Origin of the sequence: Pseudomonas gingeri, from assembly GCF_013385425.1 — a bacterium.
Lineage (GTDB): Bacteria > Pseudomonadota > Gammaproteobacteria > Pseudomonadales > Pseudomonadaceae > Aquipseudomonas > Aquipseudomonas gingeri_D.
On the sequence record NZ_JACAQA010000041.1, the window covers coordinates 1 to 18,235 of the forward strand.

At 61.5% G+C, this 18,235-nt stretch carries 17 protein-coding genes and 1 tRNA gene; 11 read left to right on the top strand and 7 right to left on the bottom strand.

Annotated elements, in window-relative coordinates; translation table 11 throughout:
* Window positions 1–168: 168 nt before the first annotated feature.
* Window positions 169–245 (bottom strand) — tRNA-Arg (locus tag HX830_RS29910).
* A gap of 434 nt (window positions 246–679) precedes the next feature.
* On the opposite strand from HX830_RS29910, the gene gabD reads away from it, so the two are divergent.
* The 3 genes from gabD (at window position 680) to HX830_RS29925 (ending at window position 4,921) form a co-directional block, all read left to right on the top strand.
* The gene (gene gabD / locus HX830_RS29915) at window positions 680–2,122 is read left to right on the top strand and encodes an NADP-dependent succinate-semialdehyde dehydrogenase (RefSeq protein WP_100942648.1); all 1,443 of its coding nucleotides are present in this window, start codon (window positions 680–682) and stop codon (window positions 2,120–2,122) included.
* A 174-nt stretch (window positions 2,123–2,296) separates the two neighbouring features.
* Window positions 2,297–3,577, top strand: coding sequence for a 4-aminobutyrate--2-oxoglutarate transaminase (gene gabT / locus HX830_RS29920; protein WP_100942647.1), 1,281 nt, complete (start codon window positions 2,297–2,299; stop codon window positions 3,575–3,577).
* 132 nt (window positions 3,578–3,709) lie between these two features.
* Complete coding sequence (locus HX830_RS29925; RefSeq protein ID WP_103496018.1) at window positions 3,710–4,921, top strand: HDOD domain-containing protein; 1,212 nt, start codon at window positions 3,710–3,712, stop codon at window positions 4,919–4,921.
* Window positions 4,922–4,942: 21 nt separating this feature from the next.
* Here the strand turns inward: HX830_RS29925 and vapC are convergent, their stop codons facing one another.
* The 4 genes from vapC to desA form a co-directional block, all read right to left on the bottom strand.
* Window positions 4,943–5,353 (bottom strand): type II toxin-antitoxin system tRNA(fMet)-specific endonuclease VapC, encoded by a 411-nt coding sequence (vapC, locus tag HX830_RS29930; RefSeq protein ID WP_152741801.1) that lies wholly within the window; start codon window positions 5,351–5,353, stop codon window positions 4,943–4,945.
* A complete protein-coding gene (locus tag HX830_RS29935; protein WP_177104280.1) occupies window positions 5,353–5,583 on the bottom strand; it encodes an antitoxin in 231 nt (76 codons plus the stop codon). The genes vapC and HX830_RS29935 overlap by 1 nt, the downstream gene beginning before the upstream one ends.
* A gap of 88 nt (window positions 5,584–5,671) precedes the next feature.
* Window positions 5,672–6,661, bottom strand: a complete 990-nt coding sequence (locus HX830_RS29940) for a GGDEF domain-containing protein (protein ID WP_177104282.1) — start codon at window positions 6,659–6,661, stop codon at window positions 5,672–5,674.
* A gap of 148 nt (window positions 6,662–6,809) precedes the next feature.
* Complete coding sequence (desA, locus tag HX830_RS29945) at window positions 6,810–7,994, bottom strand: delta-9 fatty acid desaturase DesA (protein WP_177104284.1); 1,185 nt, start codon at window positions 7,992–7,994, stop codon at window positions 6,810–6,812.
* Between the two features lie 167 nt (window positions 7,995–8,161).
* Between desA and dibA the strand changes: the two genes are divergently transcribed.
* The 6 genes from dibA to HX830_RS29975 all read left to right on the top strand — a co-directional run bounded on the left by dibA (window position 8,162) and on the right by HX830_RS29975 (window position 14,567).
* Complete coding sequence (gene dibA, locus HX830_RS29950; protein ID WP_177104286.1) at window positions 8,162–10,081, top strand: phosphodiesterase DibA; 1,920 nt, start codon at window positions 8,162–8,164, stop codon at window positions 10,079–10,081.
* A 362-nt stretch (window positions 10,082–10,443) separates the two neighbouring features.
* Complete coding sequence (gene oscA, locus HX830_RS29955) at window positions 10,444–10,626, top strand: sulfur starvation response protein OscA (RefSeq protein ID WP_094469701.1); 183 nt, start codon at window positions 10,444–10,446, stop codon at window positions 10,624–10,626.
* A 153-nt stretch (window positions 10,627–10,779) separates the two neighbouring features.
* A complete protein-coding gene (locus tag HX830_RS29960) occupies window positions 10,780–11,790 on the top strand; it encodes a sulfate ABC transporter substrate-binding protein (RefSeq protein ID WP_177104289.1) in 1,011 nt (336 codons plus the stop codon).
* A gap of 79 nt (window positions 11,791–11,869) precedes the next feature.
* On the top strand, window positions 11,870–12,688 hold the full coding sequence (gene cysT / locus HX830_RS29965; protein ID WP_152741797.1) for a sulfate ABC transporter permease subunit CysT: 819 nt from the start codon (window positions 11,870–11,872) through the stop codon (window positions 12,686–12,688).
* 13 nt (window positions 12,689–12,701) lie between these two features.
* Window positions 12,702–13,574, top strand: a complete 873-nt coding sequence (gene cysW / locus HX830_RS29970; RefSeq protein WP_103496012.1) for a sulfate ABC transporter permease subunit CysW — start codon at window positions 12,702–12,704, stop codon at window positions 13,572–13,574.
* A 3-nt stretch (window positions 13,575–13,577) separates the two neighbouring features.
* On the top strand, window positions 13,578–14,567 hold the full coding sequence (locus HX830_RS29975; protein WP_177104291.1) for a sulfate/molybdate ABC transporter ATP-binding protein: 990 nt from the start codon (window positions 13,578–13,580) through the stop codon (window positions 14,565–14,567).
* A 179-nt stretch (window positions 14,568–14,746) separates the two neighbouring features.
* Here the strand turns inward: HX830_RS29975 and HX830_RS29980 are convergent, their stop codons facing one another.
* Entirely contained in the window at window positions 14,747–15,271 is a 525-nt protein-coding gene (locus tag HX830_RS29980) for an Mpo1 family 2-hydroxy fatty acid dioxygenase (protein ID WP_177104293.1), read from the bottom strand.
* A gap of 86 nt (window positions 15,272–15,357) precedes the next feature.
* On the opposite strand from HX830_RS29980, the gene HX830_RS29985 reads away from it, so the two are divergent.
* Window positions 15,358–16,044: a Crp/Fnr family transcriptional regulator gene (locus HX830_RS29985; protein WP_103499032.1), complete on the top strand. Its 687-nt coding sequence runs from the start codon at window positions 15,358–15,360 to the stop codon at window positions 16,042–16,044.
* A gap of 7 nt (window positions 16,045–16,051) precedes the next feature.
* Here HX830_RS29985 and HX830_RS29990 read toward each other — a convergent pair whose 3' ends face one another.
* Window positions 16,052–17,056, bottom strand: a complete 1,005-nt coding sequence (locus HX830_RS29990; RefSeq protein ID WP_152741794.1) for an AraC family transcriptional regulator — start codon at window positions 17,054–17,056, stop codon at window positions 16,052–16,054.
* 96 nt (window positions 17,057–17,152) lie between these two features.
* Here HX830_RS29990 and HX830_RS29995 point away from each other — a divergent pair, with 96 nt between their 5' ends.
* Window positions 17,153–18,226 carry a fatty acid desaturase gene (locus tag HX830_RS29995; protein ID WP_177104295.1) on the top strand — a complete coding sequence of 358 codons (1,074 nt, stop codon included), beginning with the start codon at window positions 17,153–17,155 and terminating at the stop codon, window positions 18,224–18,226.
* Window positions 18,227–18,235: the final 9 nt, after the last annotated feature.

Genomic DNA, 18,235 nt, shown 5'->3' on the forward strand with positions numbered 1-18,235 from the left:
GCTAGGTTTTCACACAGTCTGTATAGGGCGGTTTTTTGTTGGGCAAAAAATGTGGGTTTTTATAAATGGCACCTGCCGTTACCACTGAATGAGTGGCCTGTTCCGGCCGACCCAGACCCGAAAACAAAAATGCCCCGAATCAACGATTCGGGGCATTTTATTTGCAGATGGTGCACCAGGCGGGATTCGAACCCACGACCCCTGCCTTCGGAGGGCAGTACTCTATCCAGCTGAGCTACTGGTGCTTGTGCGGGCGACATCATACCCATGTCGGCTCGGGGCGTCCATTCAGGTTTTGTCGGGAAATTCTCTTCTTCGGTTTTCCGTGCTCATGGCCCCGGCCCGCCTCGGTTCGAGCCGTCCGTCTGGTAATCGCCGCCTTCGCGATTTCCAGGGACATCACGAAGGCCCTGACTTCACGTTGATCAGAAAAGCCCGGCAAAAGCGCCATTTTCGTTCTTTTTTTCGAACAGACTATTGTCCTTTACCCCCATTGATCCTAGGATTCGTTTGAGATTTCAAACGCTCTTGTCTGGGTGCTGAACCGCACGGCAATCTCATGTGCGCTATTTATGTGCTTCGGCCCGGTGAATGAATTTCCTGACGGCAGCCTCCAAGGCGCCTTTCTACAATCAATAATTCGCTGCGCATCAGCGCGGTGCTGTTAAGGAAAGCCTACATGCAGCTCAAAGACACCCAGTTGTTCCGCCAGCAAGCCTATATCGATGGGGCTTGGGTCGATGCGGACAATGGTCAGACGATCAAGGTCAACAACCCGGCCACGGGCGAAATCCTGGGGACCGTGCCGAAGATGGGCGCCGCCGAAACCCGTCGCGCCATCGAAGCCGCTGACAAGGCCCTGCCGGCCTGGCGTGCCCTGACCGCCAAAGAGCGTGCGAACAAACTGCGTCGCTGGTACGAGTTGATCATCGAGAACCAGGACGACCTGGCCCGCCTGATGACCCTCGAACAAGGCAAGCCATTGGCCGAAGCCAAGGGCGAAATTGTCTACGCCGCTTCCTTCATCGAATGGTTCGCCGAAGAAGCCAAGCGCATCTACGGTGATGTGATTCCCGGCCACCAGCCGGACAAGCGCCTGATCGTGATCAAGCAGCCGATCGGTGTCACCGCCGCCATCACCCCGTGGAACTTCCCGGCCGCGATGATCACCCGTAAAGCCGGCCCGGCCCTGGCCGCCGGTTGCACCATGGTGCTCAAGCCCGCTTCGCAGACCCCGTTCTCGGCCTTCGCCCTGGCCGAACTGGCCCAGCGTGCCGGTATCCCGAAAGGCGTGTTCAGCGTGGTGTCCGGCAGTGCCGGCGATATCGGCAGCGAGCTGACCAGCAACCCGATCGTGCGCAAACTGTCCTTCACCGGCTCGACCGAGATCGGTCGCCAGCTGATGGCCGAATGCGCCAAGGACATCAAGAAGGTTTCCCTGGAACTGGGCGGCAACGCGCCATTTATCGTGTTCGACGACGCGGACCTGGACAAGGCCGTCGAAGGCGCGATCATTTCCAAGTACCGCAACAACGGCCAGACCTGCGTCTGCGCCAACCGCCTGTACATCCAGGATTCGGTCTACGACGCGTTCGCCGAGAAGCTGAAAGTGGCGGTCGCCAAACTCAAGATCGGCAACGGTCTGGACGAAGGCACCACCACCGGCCCGCTGATCGACGAGAAGGCGGTGGCCAAGGTCCAGGAACATATCGCCGATGCCCTGAGCAAAGGCGCGACCCTGCTGGCCGGCGGCAAGTCCATCGAAGGCAACTTCTTCGAGCCGACCATCCTGGTCAACGTCTCCAAGGACGCCGCCGTGGCCAAGGAAGAAACCTTCGGTCCATTGGCGCCGCTGTTCCGTTTCAAGGACGAAGCCGAAGTGATCGCGATGTCCAACGACACCGAGTTCGGCCTGGCTTCCTACTTCTACGCCCGTGACCTGGGCCGTGTGTTCCGTGTGGCCGAGGCCCTGGAATACGGCATGGTCGGGGTCAACACCGGGCTGATCTCCAACGAAGTCGCGCCGTTCGGCGGTATCAAGGCGTCGGGCCTGGGCCGTGAAGGCTCCAAGTACGGCATCGAAGACTACCTGGAAATCAAATATCTCTGCCTGGGCATCTGACCTAAGCAGGTGGTTCAGCGAGAGGGGCACGAGAGCGCTGCTCCTGTCGCGTTTCAAACGACACTTCAGTGTGGCCGGAACGCTGTACCAGTCGATCATCGTATGCTGGTGCAGTGCCTCCCTGCCGCGTCATCCTTGAACCACGCCGCCCGATGAGCGGTGAATGAGGACACCATGAGCAAGACCAACGCATCCCTGATGAAACGCCGCGAAGCCGCTGTACCCCGCGGCGTCGGCCAGATCCATCCGATCTTCGCCGACCACGCGAAGAACGCCACCGTGACCGACGTCGAAGGTCGTGAGTTCATCGACTTCGCCGGCGGTATCGCCGTGCTGAACACCGGTCACCTGCACCCGAAAATCATCGCCGCCGTGACCGAGCAGTTGAACAAGCTGACTCACACCTGCTTCCAGGTCCTGGCCTACGAACCCTACGTAGAGCTGTGCGAAAAAATCAACGCCAAGGTCCCGGGTGATTTCGCCAAGAAAACCCTGCTGGTCACCACCGGTTCCGAAGCCGTGGAAAACGCCGTGAAAATCGCTCGTGCCGCCACTGGCCGCGCCGGCGTGATCGCCTTTACCGGTGCCTACCACGGTCGCACCATGATGACCCTGGGCCTGACCGGTAAAGTCGTGCCTTACTCGGCCGGCATGGGCCTGATGCCTGGTGGCATCTTCCGCGCGCTGTACCCGAACGAACTGCATGGCGTGAGCATCGACGACTCCATCGCCAGCATCGAACGCATCTTCAAGAACGATGCCGAGCCCCGTGATATCGCTGCAATCATCATCGAGCCGGTCCAGGGCGAAGGCGGTTTCTACGTCGCGCCAAAAGAATTCATGAAGCGCCTGCGTGCCCTGTGCGACCAGCACGGCATCCTGCTGATCGCCGACGAAGTGCAAACCGGCGCCGGTCGTACCGGTACCTTCTTCGCCATGGAACAGATGGGCGTTGCCGCCGACCTGACCACCTTCGCCAAATCCATCGCTGGCGGCTTCCCGCTGGCCGGTGTCTGCGGCAAGGCCGAATACATGGACGCCATCGCTCCCGGCGGCCTGGGCGGCACCTACGCCGGTAGCCCGATTGCTTGCGCCGCGGCCCTGGCCGTGATGGAAGTGTTCGAGGAAGAGCACCTGCTGGATCGCTGCAAAGCGGTCGGCGAGCGCCTGGTGACCGGTCTGAAAGCGATTCAGGCCAAGTACCCGGTGATCGGTGAAGTGCGTGCCCTGGGCGCGATGATCGCGGTCGAGCTGTTCGAAGGCGGCGACAGCCACAAGCCGAACGCAGCGGCTGTAGCCCAGGTCGTGGCCAAGGCCCGTGACAAGGGTCTGATCCTGCTGTCCTGCGGTACCTACGGCAACGTATTGCGTGTACTGGTTCCACTGACCTCGCCGGACGAGCAGTTGGACAAAGGCCTGGCAATCATCGAAGAGTGCTTCGCCGAACTCGCCTGAGTTGTGACGCGATAGACAAAAAGACCCGCTCCGGCGGGTTTTTTTGTTTTATGAGATCGCAAGAGTGGCTTTTGGCTGTATCTGCCTGTGCGTATTGACTAATGTGTCAGGATTGCTCTCGGAGAGTGCTTGATGACCGCTGTGGATCTACCCGCTGTACCCCGTGTGTTGATTGCCGAGGCGGAGCCTTGGTCACGGGACCTGCTCAAGCAGGTGCTGTTGAACGTGCGCTGTGATGCTCGACTGGAAATCTGTGCCGACGGTCACCACGCGCTCGAGTTGCTCAGCGAACGGGCGTTCGACCTGGTGATCGCCGACTGGGAGTTGCCGGGTGTCGATGGCCTGAGCCTGCTGCGCGGTCTGCGCCAGAAAAAGCGCACGCCACTACTGCCGTTCATTCTGGTGGGCTCGCGCAATGACGTGGCCAGCGTGCGGGAAATCCTGCCGCTGCAACCGACGGCCTACCTGACCAAACCCCTGAATATGGAAAGCCTGACCCAGCGCCTGCAGGATCTGCTGCTGGACGCCGGGCAGGCGGTCTCGTGCGAAATTCCGGCCCTGGCGCCGGGCATGACCGTGGCGAAGTTTCTCGAGCGCCGCCGCGAGGAGTCGGACGGCGCGCCGTTGATGGCCGACGTGCAGGTGGCGGTCAATCGCAGCCTCAATCCCGGTGGCCTCGACTTGAAGGTGTTGGAGCAGGAAATTCGCACCGACCCACAAATCACTGCGGTGCTGATCGCCGCCGCCAACAGTGCGGCCCAGCATCACGGCAGCGGGGTGCAGACCCTGGCCCAGGCATTGCAGCGGCTTGGCGCGGCGCAGAGCATGAACCTGATCCTCGGCCTGACCCTCAAGCGCAGCGCCCGGCTCAGTGATGCGGCCCTGGGCGACTACGCCGAACGCTACTGGAATCTGTCGCTGCACACGGCCGAATACGGCCACTCCCTGGCGCGTTTGCTCGATCTGGATCACGAGCGTTGTTACTGCGCGGGTTTGTTGCATCGCCTGGGTGACCTGGCTTTGCTGCGTTGTCTGCAGGAATGGTTGAGCGCCGGTGGTGAGCTGGATGATGAACTGATCGGTGAATCGCTCTATGCCTTTGGGGCTGCCTTCGGTTCGGCGCTGCGCACGCGCTGGCGCCTGCCGCTGGAGCTGCGGGAGCTGATTGCGGCGGTCTACCAGCTCGGTGGCGGGGTTTACTCGCGCGAGGCCCTGGTGATGAGCCTGGCGGCGCAGATGGCACGGCTGACGCCCCACGAGGGCGTCGAAGAAATCGCCAAGAGCCGCACGGCGCGTTTGCTCAAGGTCGGCTTGCCGGAGCTGATGCGTTTGCGCAAGAACTGACGCAGAAGCGACCGGCCTCAGTCAGCCTTCAATCCAGTTTTCGACTTGCAGGCCCGGCACTCTGTCGAACTCACGCAGGTTGTTACTGACCAGAATCCAACCGTTGCTGCGTGCGTGCGCGGCCAGCCACAAGTCATTATTACCAATGACACGCCCGCAGGCCTGCAATTGGGCCCTGATCTGGCCGTAGTGCTCACCGGTGCCTTCTTCGAGAGGAACCACTTGGATCAATGATTCCAGTTGATGCAAAACGGCCAATGAGCGCTCTTTTGCCTGGCTTTTTTCAGCGCCGAAGCGCAGTTCGCCTAATGTGATGACTGACATTGCTAGCTCGGAGGCGCGGTGGCGCGCAAAGCGTTCCCTGACTTCGGGTGGGTTGTGTTTGGCGATGTAGATGCAGATGTTGGTGTCCAGCAGATAACGCACCGACATCAGAAATCCTCGCGTTCTTGTGCAGGGCTGTCCTCGCGGCCTTCGGCCATGAAGCTTTCCGGTAGGCTGGCCAGGGCATCGAAAATCGCGGTGGCGCTTAACGGCAGCGCTCGGAGCACGATCTCATCGCCGCGGCGGAATATCTCTACACTGTCCACATCAAGACGAAACTCTTTGGGCAAGCGGACGGCTTGGCTGTTGCCGGATTGAAATACACGGGCAAAGGTCATTTTTTGAACTCCTAAAAGGATATACGCAATGTATATACGTTTTTAGGGTTGGTCAAATATCAACCAGAGCCGTTGATCGGACGGGCCTTCAAGCCAATACGATCTGGTTCTTGCCCTGGCGCTTGGCCTGGTACATGGCGCTGTCCGCCCGGGCGAACAGCGGGTCGAGGGTTTCGTCCTGGGGCGTCAGGCTGGTCAGGCCCTGGCTGACGGTGACGCCGAAGCTCTTGCCGTCGTGGTTGAAGCTCAGGCGCTGGATCTCCCGTTGCAAGCGCTCGGCGATCTGCTGGGCCATCTCCGGTGCGCAGCCGGGCAGCAGCGCGGCGAACTCCTCACCGCCAATGCGTCCGAACAGATCACCTATCCGCAGCGCCCCGCGCCCGGTCTCGGCGATCCGTTGCAAGACCACGTCGCCTTCGGGATGACCGTAGGTGTCGTTGATCTGCTTGAAGTCATCGATGTCCAGCAGCAGGAACGCCAGGGGCGAATCCTGCAGGCGGGCTTCCTCGAAGGCGCGATGGGCACTGTCGAAGAAGTGCCGGCGGTTGCTGCTACCGGTCAGCACATCGGTGGTGGCCAGGCGCTGCAATTCGTCTTCCAGGGCTTTCTTCTCGGTGATGTCCTCGGCGATACCGACCACGATCACTCGCTGCCCCGGCTCGGCGTGACGACTGATAAAGCACTTGTCGCTGAGCCAACGGATCTGCCCGTCGGCGCTGATGATGCGGTACTCGCGGTCTTCCACCGCACCCTTTTCCAGTACCTGGGCCAGGCTGCGTTCGGCGTAGTCGAGATCGTCGGGGTAGATGCTGTTGCGCCATTCGCTGTAGTCGGCCAGCAGCAGGCCGGCCGAGCGGCCAAAGATCCGTTCGTAGGCGGGGCTGACGTAGAGCATCTGCTGGCTGTTCCAGTCCAGGGCCCAGAGCACCGCATTGACGCTGACCAGCAACGAGCTGAAGAGTTGTTCGCGTTCGCCCAGGCGCGCGACTTCGGCCTGGGCGTGCATCAGGGCCAACAGGGTTTCAGCGGCTTTTGGCCACTGTGGGAGGGAAGGCGGTTTTGAGTTCTTGTTGACCATCGGCACTCATCTCACAGGGCGTGCCGACCGTTATGGCGGCACGGCCACGCTTCGGCCCGCCGGGATGGCGACGTGCTTTTGAGATAGGGCCAGGGCCGCTAAGTTCCGTTCGGCGCGCCCTGGGGGGAGGGCGCGCCGATCAACGGTGTCAGGCGACCGAGGGACGTAGCGAGTAGGTTTTCAGTTGGTCGGCAAAGTCGCGCAACGACTGGATGCCGCTGGCTTCGGCTTCGTGGACCCAATCCTTGATCGCGGCGAGCATGTCATGGCCATTTGAGCTGGTCTTGACCCAGATCTGTTGCAGGGCCAGGCGTTTCTCGTAAATTACCTTGAGTGCCTGGCTGTGGGCGAGCATGGTTTCGATGCGCACCTGATGGTTTTCGCTGAGCAGGCTGGTTTCCCGCGACAGCAAGCGCTTGGCGCGGTGGAACTGGTGGCGGACCGAATGATCGGCCTTGGCCAGCTCCTGCTGCACCAGCGGTGCAATCACCAGCTTGCGATACTGGGCCATGATCTGGAAGCGGTTGTTGAGGATCGCCATGGCGGTGTCCATGTCCAGGTGACCCTTGCCTTCGACCCGGTGGGCGATGGGGGCGACCCGCTGTACCTTGGCCAGGCCCAGGAAGCTGAAGACCTTGATCCAGGCCCAGCCCAGGTCGAATTCCCACTTCTTGACCGACAGCTTGGCCGAGTTGGGGTAGGTATGGTGGTTGTTGTGCAGCTCTTCGCCGCCGATCAGGATGCCCCAGGGCACCAGGTTGGTGGCGGCATCACGGCATTCGAAGTTGCGGTAGCCGATCGCATGGCCCAGGCCGTTGATCACGCCGGCGGCCCAGAACGGAATCCACATCATCTGGATGGCCCAGACGGTGATGCCGATGGCGCCGAACAGCAGCAGGTCGATCACCGCCATGATGGCGATGCCGAGCAGCTTGTAGCGCGAGTAGAGGTTGTTCTCGAGCCAGTCGTCCGGGCAGTTCTTGCCGTAGATACGCAAAGTCTCGGGATTGCTGGCCTCGGCCCGGTACAATTCGGCACCGGTACGCAGGACCGTGGACAGGCCGAGGATCACCGGACTGTGGGGATCGTCGACGGTTTCACATTTTGCGTGATGTTTACGGTGGATAGCCGTCCACTCGCGAGTATTCTGTGCCGTGGTCAGCCACAGCCAGAAACGGAAGAAGTGTTTCAGGCCAGCATTGAGCTCCAGGGAGCGGTGGGCCGAATAGCGGTGCAGATAGACCGTGACGCCGACAATGGTCACGTGGGTCATCAACAGGGTGACCGCCACTGTTTGCCAGGCTGACAGGTCAAGAAAACCGTTGTACCACATAGGCTGTATGGCCCTCGAAAAAGTAAAGAACAGCCCGTGCATTATCACCGAGCCCACAGAGAAAACCAGTCGCTGTTTCAGATAAGAGTGGCGGGATGTTTCTTACTCTATAATTCCGGCCAGTTTGTAGGGCAATTTGGCGTTTCTAGAGGGAATTAGCACCGTTTATGTCGATTTCAACTCGTAATGCTCTGAGGTCAGGCCTGTTGTACCTGTTGCTGTCGGTCCTCTGGATCCAGCTCAGCCAACGCCTGTTGAGCAGCTTTTTCGATGACCCTGAACAGTTGCTGCAGTGGCAGATCGTTCGCGGATACCTGTGGGTGAGTGTCAGCGCCGTGCTGATTTTCCTGATTCATGCCCGTTACCAGCGTTTCGGCCAGGCCACCCCGGACTTGAAGCCCGGGTCCGAGGATCGCGAGCGCTTGCGACAGGCGGCCGCGGTGTTCGATTGCACCCGCGAGGGCGTGCTGGTCACCGACAAGGACGGCTTGATCGTCCACGTCAACCGCGCCTTTGTCGCCATTACCGGTTATCAGGAAGCCGAGGTGCTGGGAGAGCGGCCGAACCTGTTCAAGTCCGGTCGGCATTCGGCGGAGTTTTACCAGAAGGTCTATCAGACGCTGGACGCCACCGGCGAGTGGAGCGGCGAGATCTGGAACCGGCGCAAGAGCGGCGAAATCTACCCGCAATGGCAGACGATCCGCGCGATTCGCGACGATTTTGGCCAGCTCAGCCAGTATGTCGCGGTGTTTTCCGATATCAGTGCGATCAAGGACTCGCAGCACGAGTTGGCGCAACTGGCCAACTACGATCCCCTGACCGGCCTGCCCAATCGCCTGCTGTTCACCGACCGCGCCTCCCAGGCACTGGCCTCGGCGCAGGTGCACAAGCGCGGTTGTGCCTTGCTGCTGATCGACCTGGATCACTTCAAGATCATCAACGACAGCCTCGGCCACAATGTTGGCGACCAATTGCTCAAGGCGGTGGGCGATCGCTTGCAGCACCTGTTCGGCAGCGGGATCAGCCTGGCCCGCCTGGGCGGTGACGAGTTCGCCGTGCTGGCGGAGAACTGCCCGCAGGTGGTGCAGGCGGCGGCCCTGGCGCAGCGGGTGATCGAGGGTTTGAAGGAGCCGTTCCAGCTCGACGGGCATCAATTGTTCATCAGCGCCAGCATCGGTATCAGCCTGTTCCCCAGCGATTCGCTGAATGCCGAGCAATTGCTGCGCAATGCCGACTCGGCCTTGTTCAAGGCCAAGAGCGCGGGGCGCGAAGGTTATGCGTTGTATACCGAAGAACTGACCGCCCACGCCCAGCATCGGGTGGAAATGGCCGGTGAGTTGCGCCGGGCGCTGGAGCAGGACGAGTTGCGGGTCTATTACCAGCCGGTGCATGACCTGAGCAACAGCCGGCTGATCGGGGTCGAGGCCCTGGTGCGCTGGGAGCATCCGCAGCGTGGGCTGGTGTCGCCTGGCGAATTCATTCCGATTGCCGAGCGCACCGGGCTGATCGCCGAGATCGATGCCTGGGTCATGGAGCAGTCCTGTCGGCAGATGTGCCAGTGGTTGCAGGAGGGTGTGGAGCTGTCGTTTATCGCGGTGAACGTCTCCAGTCGTCTGTTTGCCCGTCGCGAGTTGTACCAGCAGGTGGCGAAGGTGCTGGATGACACCGGGCTGGACCCGGCGCTGCTGGAGCTGGAAGTGACCGAAAGCGCGGTGATGGACGACCCCGAGGTGGCGTTGGAACAACTGCATCGCTTGCGCGAGTTGGGCGTGAGCCTGGCGATCGATGATTTCGGCACCGGGTATTCCTCGCTGCTGCGGCTCAAGCGGCTGCCGGTGCAGAAACTCAAGATCGACCAGGGTTTTGTCGCCGGTTTGCCTTGGGACGAAGACGATGCGGCGATTGTCCGGGTGGTCATCGCCCTGGCGCAAAGCATGGGCATGCAGGTCCAGGCCGAGGGCATCGAGCAGGCCGATCAGGCGCGTTTCCTGCTCGATCAGTCCTGCGACCTGGGGCAGGGCTACTGGTTCGGACGGCCGATGCCGGCGGATCAGCTCGACTGGCAGCGTGCGCCGGTGATTGCCTGACGGTTTGAGCCCTACGGCGTCTGTCCGGCCGTCATCGCCAGCAAGCCGGCTCCTACAGGGGATTTGTGCGATGCCCCAATCCTTTGTTCGGCACGGGTTCGTGTCGCACCGCAATCCCGTGTTTGGCACAGGGTTTGTGCGGTACGGGAATCCTGTATTTGACACGATCTCCTGTAGGAGCCGGCTTGCCGGCGATCCGACGCGCAGCGGCGGCCATCCCCGCGCATTTCTCCTGATGAAATTTTGGTTATATTAAAATTCTTAAATAGTATTTTTAAGAATAACTTCCCCTGTCTAAGATTGCCCTCACGCCACAAGCAGTGCCCCACTGCCGGGGCAACTCTCATTTCAGGAGCACGACCATGAGCGCATCTCTGCGTAGCGTTGACGGCCAGGACGAAGCAACCATTCTGCGTGAGATCCAGAGCGCCTTGCGCGATCTGCGTTTCGGTGCCGTCGAGATCACGGTCCACAACGCACAAGTGGTCCAGATCGAGCGCAAGGAAAAATTCCGTCTGCAAAACCCGGGCACCAAACCCAGCTGAACCCCGCGTCTTCCTCTGTTCAAGCAGAGGCCCGACTGGATAACCGGAGGGCGTCATCTCCCCCCCAGTCAAAAACAGAGCGTTCGAGCCCGAATGCGGGCCGCAAGCGCCATAAGAAAAAGCCAATACACCAAAATTTTCGGGAGCTTCACCATGTCGTCGATTCGCCGTTACGCCCTGGCTGCGCTCGCCAGTGCCGTGTTTGCCGGTTCCGCCGTTGCCAAGGATTACGAGCTGCTCAACGTGTCCTACGACCCGACCCGTGAGCTGTACCAGGACTACAACGCCGAATTCACCAGCTTCTGGAAGCAGGCCCACCCCGGCGACAACGTGAAGATCCAGCAATCCCATGGCGGTTCGGGCAAGCAAGGCCGTGCCGTGATCGACGGCCTGCGCGCCGACGTGGTGACCCTGGCCCTGGCCGGCGACATCGACGAAATCGCCAAGCTCGGCAAGACCCTGCCCGAGGACTGGCAAAAACGCCTGCCGGACGCCAGCACCCCCTACACCTCGACCATCGTTTTCCTGGTGCGCAAGGGCAACCCCAAAGGCATCAAGGACTGGGGCGACCTGGTCAAGAAAGACGTCTCGGTGATCACCCCGAACCCGAAAACCAGCGGCGGTGCGCGCTGGAACTTCCTCGCCGCCTGGGCCTACGGCCTGAAAGCCGGCGGCAGCGAAGCCAAGGCCCAGGAATACGTGAAAGAGCTGTTCAAGCACGTGCCGGTCCTCGACACCGGCGCTCGCGGCTCGACCATCACCTTCGTCAACAACGGTCAGGGCGACGTGCTGCTGGCCTGGGAAAACGAAGCCTTCCTGGCCCTGAAGGAAGACGGCGGCGCCGACAAGTTCGATATCGTCGTGCCGTCCCTGTCGATCCTCGCCGAGCCACCCGTGGCCGTGGTCGACAAGAACGCCGAGAAAAAGGGCAACACCGAGATCGCCACCGCCTACCTCAAGCACCTGTACAGCCCGGCTGGCCAGGAGATCGCGGCGAAGAACTTCTATCGTCCACGTGACGAGAAGATCGCCGCCAAATACGCACAGCAGTTCCCGAAACTGGACCTGGTGACTATCGACAAAGACTTCGGCGGCTGGAAAACTGCCCAACCGAAGTTCTTCAATGACGGTGGCGTGTTCGACCAGATCTACACGGCGCAATAAACCGTGAATTAAGCAGCCAGCACAGAGCCCGCATTCACCTGCGGGCTTTGCGTGTCAGTTCCGTTAACCAAGGACTTTTATGTCACGTCGTATCTCCCCCGTCATACCCGGCTTCGGGCTGACGCTGGGCTACACCTTGGTGTACCTCAGCCTGATTGTGCTCATCCCCCTGGCGGCGATGTTCGTGCATGCCGCCCAACTCACCTGGGATCAGTTCTGGGCGATCATCTCGGCACCGCGGGTTGTTGCAGCGCTGAAGCTGAGTTTCGGTACCGCGCTGTACGCCGCGATCATCAACGGCATCATCGGTACGCTGCTGGCCTGGGTGCTGGTGCGCTATACCTTCCCCGGCCGCAAGATCATCGATGCGATGATCGACCTGCCGTTTGCCTTGCCCACCGCCGTGGCCGGTATCGCGCTGACCGCGCTATACACGCCGGCAGGCCTGGTGGGGCAGTTTGCCGCCGACCTCGGTTTCAAGATCGCCTACACCCCCTTGGGCATCACCCTGGCGCTGACCTTCGTCACGCTGCCGTTCGTGGTGCGTACCGTGCAGCCGGTGCTGGCCGATATCCCCCGGGAGATCGAAGAAGCCGCCGCCTGCCTGGGGGCCAAGCCCTTGCAAGTGTTCCGCTACATCCTGGTGCCGGCGTTGCTGCCCGCCTGGCTGACCGGTTTTGCCCTGGCCTTTGCCCGTGGTGTCGGTGAGTACGGCTCGGTGATTTTCATCGCCGGCAACATGCCGATGAAAACCGAGATCCTGCCGCTGCTGATCATGGTCAAGCTCGACCAGTACGACTACACCGGCGCCACCGCCATCGGCGTGATGATGCTGGTGGTTTCCTTTGTCCTGCTGCTGCTGATCAACTTGCTGCAGCGGCGCATCGAACACCCATAAGGAGGCGCGGAACATGTCCCAATCGTCTATTTCCGCCGCGTCCTCGGCCAACGCCGCCCGTCGTGGCAGTGCTGTGTCGCGGCGTATCCTGATCAGCCTTGGCTGGCTGGTGTTCTTCCTGTTTCTGCTGCTGCCGCTGTTTATCGTGGTGTCCCAGGGCTTGAAGAATGGCCTCGGCGCGTTCTTCAGCGCGATCCTTGAGCCCGATGCACTGTCGGCGTTGAAGCTCACGGTGATCGCCGTGGTGATTTCGGTGCCACTCAACGTGGTGTTCGGTGTCAGCGCCGCCTGGTGCGTGAGCAAGTACTCGTTCCGTGGCAAAAGCATCCTGGTGACGCTGATCGACCTGCCGTTCTCGGTCTCGCCGGTGATCGCCGGTCTGGTCTATGTATTGATGTTCGGCGCCCAGGGCTTCTTTGGCCCATGGCTGGCGGATCACGATATCCAGATTGTCTTTGCTCTTCCGGGCATCGTCCTGGCGACCATCTTCGTCACCGTGCCGTTCGTCGCCCGTGAGCTGATCCCGCTGATGCAGGAGCAGGGCACCCAGGAAGAAGAGGCCGCGCGCCTGCTGGGCGCCAACGGCTGGCAGATGTTCTGGCATGTCACCGTGCCGAACATCAAGTGGGGCCTGATCTACGGCGTGGTGCTCTGTACCGCCCGGGCCATGGGCGAGTTCGGTGCGGTGTCGGTGGTCTCCGGGCACATTCGCGGGGTGACCAATACCCTGCCGCTGCACGTCGAGATCCTCTACAACGAATACAACCACGTGGCCGCGTTCGCCGTGGCGAGCCTGTTGCTGATCCTGGCGCTCTTCATCCTGCTGCTCAAGCAGTGGAGCGAAAACCGAATCAACCGCCTGCGCGCCGCTGCGGCGGAGGAATAAGTCATGTCGATCGAAGTCCGTAATGTCAGCAAGAACTTCAACGCCTTCAAGGCCCTGGACCGCATCAACCTGGATATCCACAGCGGTGAGCTGGTGGCGCTGCTCGGCCCGTCCGGTTGCGGCAAGACCACCCTGTTGCGGATCATCGCCGGGCTGGAAACCCCGGACGAAGGCAGCATCGTGTTCCACGGCGAAGACGTCTCCGGCCATGATGTGCGGGATCGCAACGTCGGTTTCGTATTCCAGCACTACGCGCTGTTCCGTCATATGACGGTGTTCGACAACGTCGCCTTCGGCCTGCGTATGAAGCCGAAGAACCAGCGTCCGAATGAAAGCCAGATCGCGGTCAAGGTTCATGAGTTGCTGAATATGGTGCAGCTCGACTGGCTGTCCGACCGTTACCCGGAGCAGTTGTCCGGTGGCCAGCGCCAGCGGATCGCCCTGGCTCGGGCCTTGGCGGTGGAGCCCAAGGTGCTGCTGCTGGATGAGCCTTTCGGCGCGCTGGATGCCAAGGTCCGCAAGGAACTGCGGCGCTGGTTGGCGCGGCTGCACGAAGACATCAACCTGACCTCGGTGTTCGTGACCCACGACCAGGAAGAAGCGATGGAAGTCGCCGACCGTATCGTGGTGATGAACAAGGGTGTGATCGAGCAGATCGGCTCACCGGGCGAGGTGTATGAGAATCCGGCCAGCGATTTCGTTTATCACTTCCTCGGTGATTCCAACCGCCTGCACCTGGGGGACGACCAGCATGTGCTGTTCCGGCCCCATGAAGTGTCGCTGTCGCGCCATGAACTGGAGGATCACCATGCGGCCGAGGTACGTGATATCCGTCCGCTGGGCGCGACGACCCGGGTGACCTTGAAGGTTGAAGGGCAGAGCGAACTGATCGAAGCCGAAGTGGTGAAGGATCACGACAGCCTGATCGGCTTGACGAGGGGGGAGACCTTGTTCTTCAAGCCCAAGGTCTGGCAGAAGCAGGCCAGTCTCTAAGGGCACGGCGGACCCCGTAGGGCTTGGCTTGCCAGATAAGGTTTATGGCAGTCTTGAGGGCCCTTTCGCGGGCAAGCTCCGCTCCCACAGTATCGAGCCGTACCTGAAACCTGTGTACGACCGAGAACTTGTGGGAGCGGAGCTTGCCCGCGAAGAGGCCTTTACAGGCGCCGGCTATTTCAAACGGCCGTCCGCTTCTCCCGCAACCGCACCGCCCCCACCCGCGCCTCGATCTCATGCTTGAGCTCCTGGCGCAGCCCGAGCAAAAACAACAGCTCCGCCACCACGAACAACGGCCCGACGATCAGCCCGCTGAGATCGTCGACAAACGCCGGCTTGCGCCCTTCGTAGTAATGCCCGACAAACTGGATCGCCCAGCCGATCACGAACAGGCCGATTCCGCTCGCCAACCACACCAGCGTGGCCTGCGCCGCAAGGATTTGGCCCACCCAAACGGATAGGCCGAGCAGCACCGTCATCAGCAGTCCGAGGGCCAGTTCCAGGCGCAGATAAAACACCGCCGAGACCACCGCCAGAAGCACTGCGGGACTGATTCCGAGCCCGGCCACCGGCCATTGCGGCCGTGACAGCAACACCGCCACGGCGACCACGATCAGGGGAATGCCGATGAAGTGGCTGGCGATATTGCGCGGGTCACGGTGATAGTCCGCGTATTGACTGAGATGCTCGACGAGGTTTTTCATTGTTATTCCTCCTGTAGGGTGATGGGATCATGCCCTGCGTGAAATTTTTACTCTGTCAGCTACACGACAATTGTCTCGGAGTTCTCATGGATGTATCTGCCTGGCGCTCGCGCCTGCTGACCGGACACTGGTTCAACCATCTGCCCGCTCACTTGCAGGATAGCCTGCTCGCCGCCGCCAAGGGCCGACGCCTGACGCCTGGCCAGCGCCTGTTCCAGCGCGGCGATCCGCCGTGCGGGCTGTACGCGGTGCTGGAGGGGTCGGTCAGGGTCGGTGCCGTCAGCGAGAAGGGCAAGGAAGCCTTGCTCGGGGTGATGGAGCTGCCTTACTGGTTCGGCGAGATTTCCCTGTTCGATGGCCTGCCGCGGACCCACGACGCTTATGCCGTTGGACATACCATCCTGTTGCAGGTGCCCCAGGACGTGTTGCTCAAGTTGCTCGACGAACACCCGGAATACTGGCGGCAGTTCGCCCTGCTGATGAGTCAGAAACTGCGCCTGACCTTTATCGGCCTGGAACAGTTGAGCCTGATGCCGGCACCGGCGCGCCTGGCGCATCGGCTGTTATTGATTGCCGAAGGCTATGGGGAATTGAACCGTTCACGGCAATTGCTCGAGGTGTCCCAGGAGCAGTTGGCGGCGATGTTGTCGCTGTCGCGCCAGACCACCAACCAGATCCTCCAGGATTTCCAGCAGCAGGGGATTCTGCGCACCAGCTATGGCGGGATCGAGATCCTCGATCTGGAAGGGCTGCGGGCTACGGCCAGCGCCTGAGTCGCTCTTAGCGCAGCCCGTCGCGAAACTGCCCCGGGGTGATCCCGGTCCAGCGCTTGAACGCCCGGCTGAAGCTGCTGGTGTCGGCAAAGCCGAGCAGGTAGCTGACTTCGCTTAGCGAACACTGCGGGTCACGCAGGTGCAGCAGCGCCAGGTTCTCCCGACACTCGTTGAGCAAGGTGTCGTAGCGCGCGCCTTCATCGGCCAGGTGCCGTTGCAGGCTGCGCAGGCTCAGGTGCAGCGTCTGGGCGATGCGTTCCGCCGACGGTTCGCCTTCCGGCAACTGGGCCTCGATGGCCTCACGCACGCGGCGCTCCCAGGTCAAGGGCTTTAATTGCGCCAGGGTCCGGTTGAGTACCGTCTCGTTGTGCTCGGCCAGTTCCGGGTTGGCGTCGTCCAGGTGACTGTCGAAATCGCTGCAGGCGAACTCCAGCCGGTCCTCCTCGGCGGCGAAGAACACCGGCGCGCGGAATACCGTGTGCCAGGGCGTCGGATCGGCCGGCTCCGGGCGTCGCAGATACACCGCCAACGGTGCGTAGTCGCGGCCCAGGCGGTTGCGGCAGGTGCGCACATAGATTGAAACGAAGGCATCAATGGCTTCGGGTGCCGGTGCCGGGCTGTCCTTGGGTACCCGCAGGCGAAAGCGGTAGCGTTCGCCTTCGCGGCTGAGTTCCAGTCCCAGGGCATCGCTGACCACCTGGTGATACCGCACGATCCGCTCGAACACCTCGCGCAGGCTGCCGCTGGCCACCAGTGCGTAGCCGAGGGCGTGGAAGGTGGTCGGGCTGACAAAGCGCGAGACCCGCAAGCCGATGGCCGGGTCGCCGCTACTGGCCACGGCCAACTCCCACAGGCGGGTGGTGGCCGACAGCGGGTAGCGGGCGTTGGGGTCGTCCATCAATTGCGGGTCGAGTCCGGCTTGGTGGCACAGGGCGGCGCTGTCGAGGCCCAGGGCGTCGAGCTGCTTGCGCAGGGCGCGGGTCCAGCTGGAGAGCGAGGTTGGTTCAGGCATGTTGGCGTATCCGGTCAACGGGTTGGCGTTCGCGGCTACGACCTCTGATGCTGCAACGGCGCAGGATACGAACATCAATAACCAGAGGATGGAATCATGGATGGTGTTTGCGCAAGTCCCGAACGCATGAATGCTCAACAACGATCCGCCTATATTCGTGAAAAGGTCATGGCCCGCGGCGTCGAGTTGCGCCGGCGTTACCCGCTGTTGAACCATCAGGACGCCCTGGGCGCGGGCATTCTGGCGTTTGCCCTGGCCGGCATGATCGGTTCGGCGGTGCTTTATGTGGACGGTTATCTGGCCGGATGGGCGTGTTTGTTGCTGAATGCTTTTTTTGCCTCGCTGACCCACGAGCTGGAGCACGACCTGATCCACAGCATGTATTTCCGCAAGCAGCGGGTGCCGCACAACCTGATGCTGGCGCTGGTCTGGCTGGCCCGGCCGAGCACCATCAACCCCTGGATTCGGCGCCATCTGCACCTCAATCATCACAAGGTTTCCGGCACCGAGGCTGACATGGAAGAGCGCGCCATCACCAATGGCGAGCCGTGGGGGTTTGCCCGCCTGCTGATGGTCGGCGACAACGTCATGTCTTCGCTGATCCGCATGCTGCGGGCCAAGACCTGGACCCACAAGTTCAGCATCCTCAAGCGCACACTGAGGGTCTATGCGCCACTGGCGTTGCTGCACTGGGGCGCGTGGTACGTGTTTCTCGGGTTCCACGCGGCCAACGGGATCGCCGGTCTGCTGGGCAGCTCCATCGCCTGGTCGGCCCATACCCTGGCGGTGATGCAGGTGATCGATATCGCGGTGGTGGTGATCATCGGGCCGAATGTACTGCGGACCTTCTGCCTGCATTTCGTCAGTTCGAACATGCACTACTACGGGGATCTCGAGGCGGGCAACGTGATCCAGCAGACCCAGGTGCTCAATCCCTGGTGGTTGTGGCCGTTGCAGGCGTTCTGCTTCAACTTCGGCAGCACCCACGGGATTCATCATTTCGTGGTCAAGGAACCGTTCTATATCCGCCAGATGACCGCCCCGGTGGCACACAGGGTGATGGCCGAGATGGGTGTGCGTTTCAATGATTTCGGGACCTTCGGACGGGCCAACCGGTTTGTCCGGCCAGAGCGCCAAAGCCCGCAGGAAGTGAGCTCGGCGCAAGGCTGAGGGGCTCCT

Excerpts from the sequence above, each read along its gene's own strand:
- HX830_RS29975 (WP_177104291.1), top strand. The coding sequence starts at position 13,578 with ATGTCGATCGAAGTCCGTAATGTCAGCAAGAACTTCAACGCCTTCAAG.
- cysT (WP_152741797.1), top strand. The coding sequence starts at position 11,870 with ATGTCACGTCGTATCTCCCCCGTCATACCCGGCTTCGGGCTGACGCTG.
- HX830_RS29980 (WP_177104293.1), bottom strand. The coding sequence starts at position 15,271 with ATGAAAAACCTCGTCGAGCATCTCAGTCAATACGCGGACTATCACCGT.
- HX830_RS29990 (WP_152741794.1), bottom strand. The coding sequence starts at position 17,056 with ATGCCTGAACCAACCTCGCTCTCCAGCTGGACCCGCGCCCTGCGCAAG.
- vapC (WP_152741801.1), bottom strand. The coding sequence starts at position 5,353 with ATGTCGGTGCGTTATCTGCTGGACACCAACATCTGCATCTACATCGCC.
- HX830_RS29995 (WP_177104295.1), top strand. The coding sequence starts at position 17,153 with ATGGATGGTGTTTGCGCAAGTCCCGAACGCATGAATGCTCAACAACGA.
- HX830_RS29960 (WP_177104289.1), top strand. The coding sequence starts at position 10,780 with ATGTCGTCGATTCGCCGTTACGCCCTGGCTGCGCTCGCCAGTGCCGTG.
- gabD (WP_100942648.1), top strand. The coding sequence starts at position 680 with ATGCAGCTCAAAGACACCCAGTTGTTCCGCCAGCAAGCCTATATCGAT.
- oscA (WP_094469701.1), top strand. The coding sequence starts at position 10,444 with ATGAGCGCATCTCTGCGTAGCGTTGACGGCCAGGACGAAGCAACCATT.
- HX830_RS29925 (WP_103496018.1), top strand. The coding sequence starts at position 3,710 with ATGACCGCTGTGGATCTACCCGCTGTACCCCGTGTGTTGATTGCCGAG.
- dibA (WP_177104286.1), top strand. The coding sequence starts at position 8,162 with ATGTCGATTTCAACTCGTAATGCTCTGAGGTCAGGCCTGTTGTACCTG.
- HX830_RS29940 (WP_177104282.1), bottom strand. The coding sequence starts at position 6,661 with ATGGTCAACAAGAACTCAAAACCGCCTTCCCTCCCACAGTGGCCAAAA.
- cysW (WP_103496012.1), top strand. The coding sequence starts at position 12,702 with ATGTCCCAATCGTCTATTTCCGCCGCGTCCTCGGCCAACGCCGCCCGT.
- gabT (WP_100942647.1), top strand. The coding sequence starts at position 2,297 with ATGAGCAAGACCAACGCATCCCTGATGAAACGCCGCGAAGCCGCTGTA.
- HX830_RS29985 (WP_103499032.1), top strand. The coding sequence starts at position 15,358 with ATGGATGTATCTGCCTGGCGCTCGCGCCTGCTGACCGGACACTGGTTC.
- HX830_RS29935 (WP_177104280.1), bottom strand. The coding sequence starts at position 5,583 with ATGACCTTTGCCCGTGTATTTCAATCCGGCAACAGCCAAGCCGTCCGC.
- desA (WP_177104284.1), bottom strand. The coding sequence starts at position 7,994 with ATGTGGTACAACGGTTTTCTTGACCTGTCAGCCTGGCAAACAGTGGCG.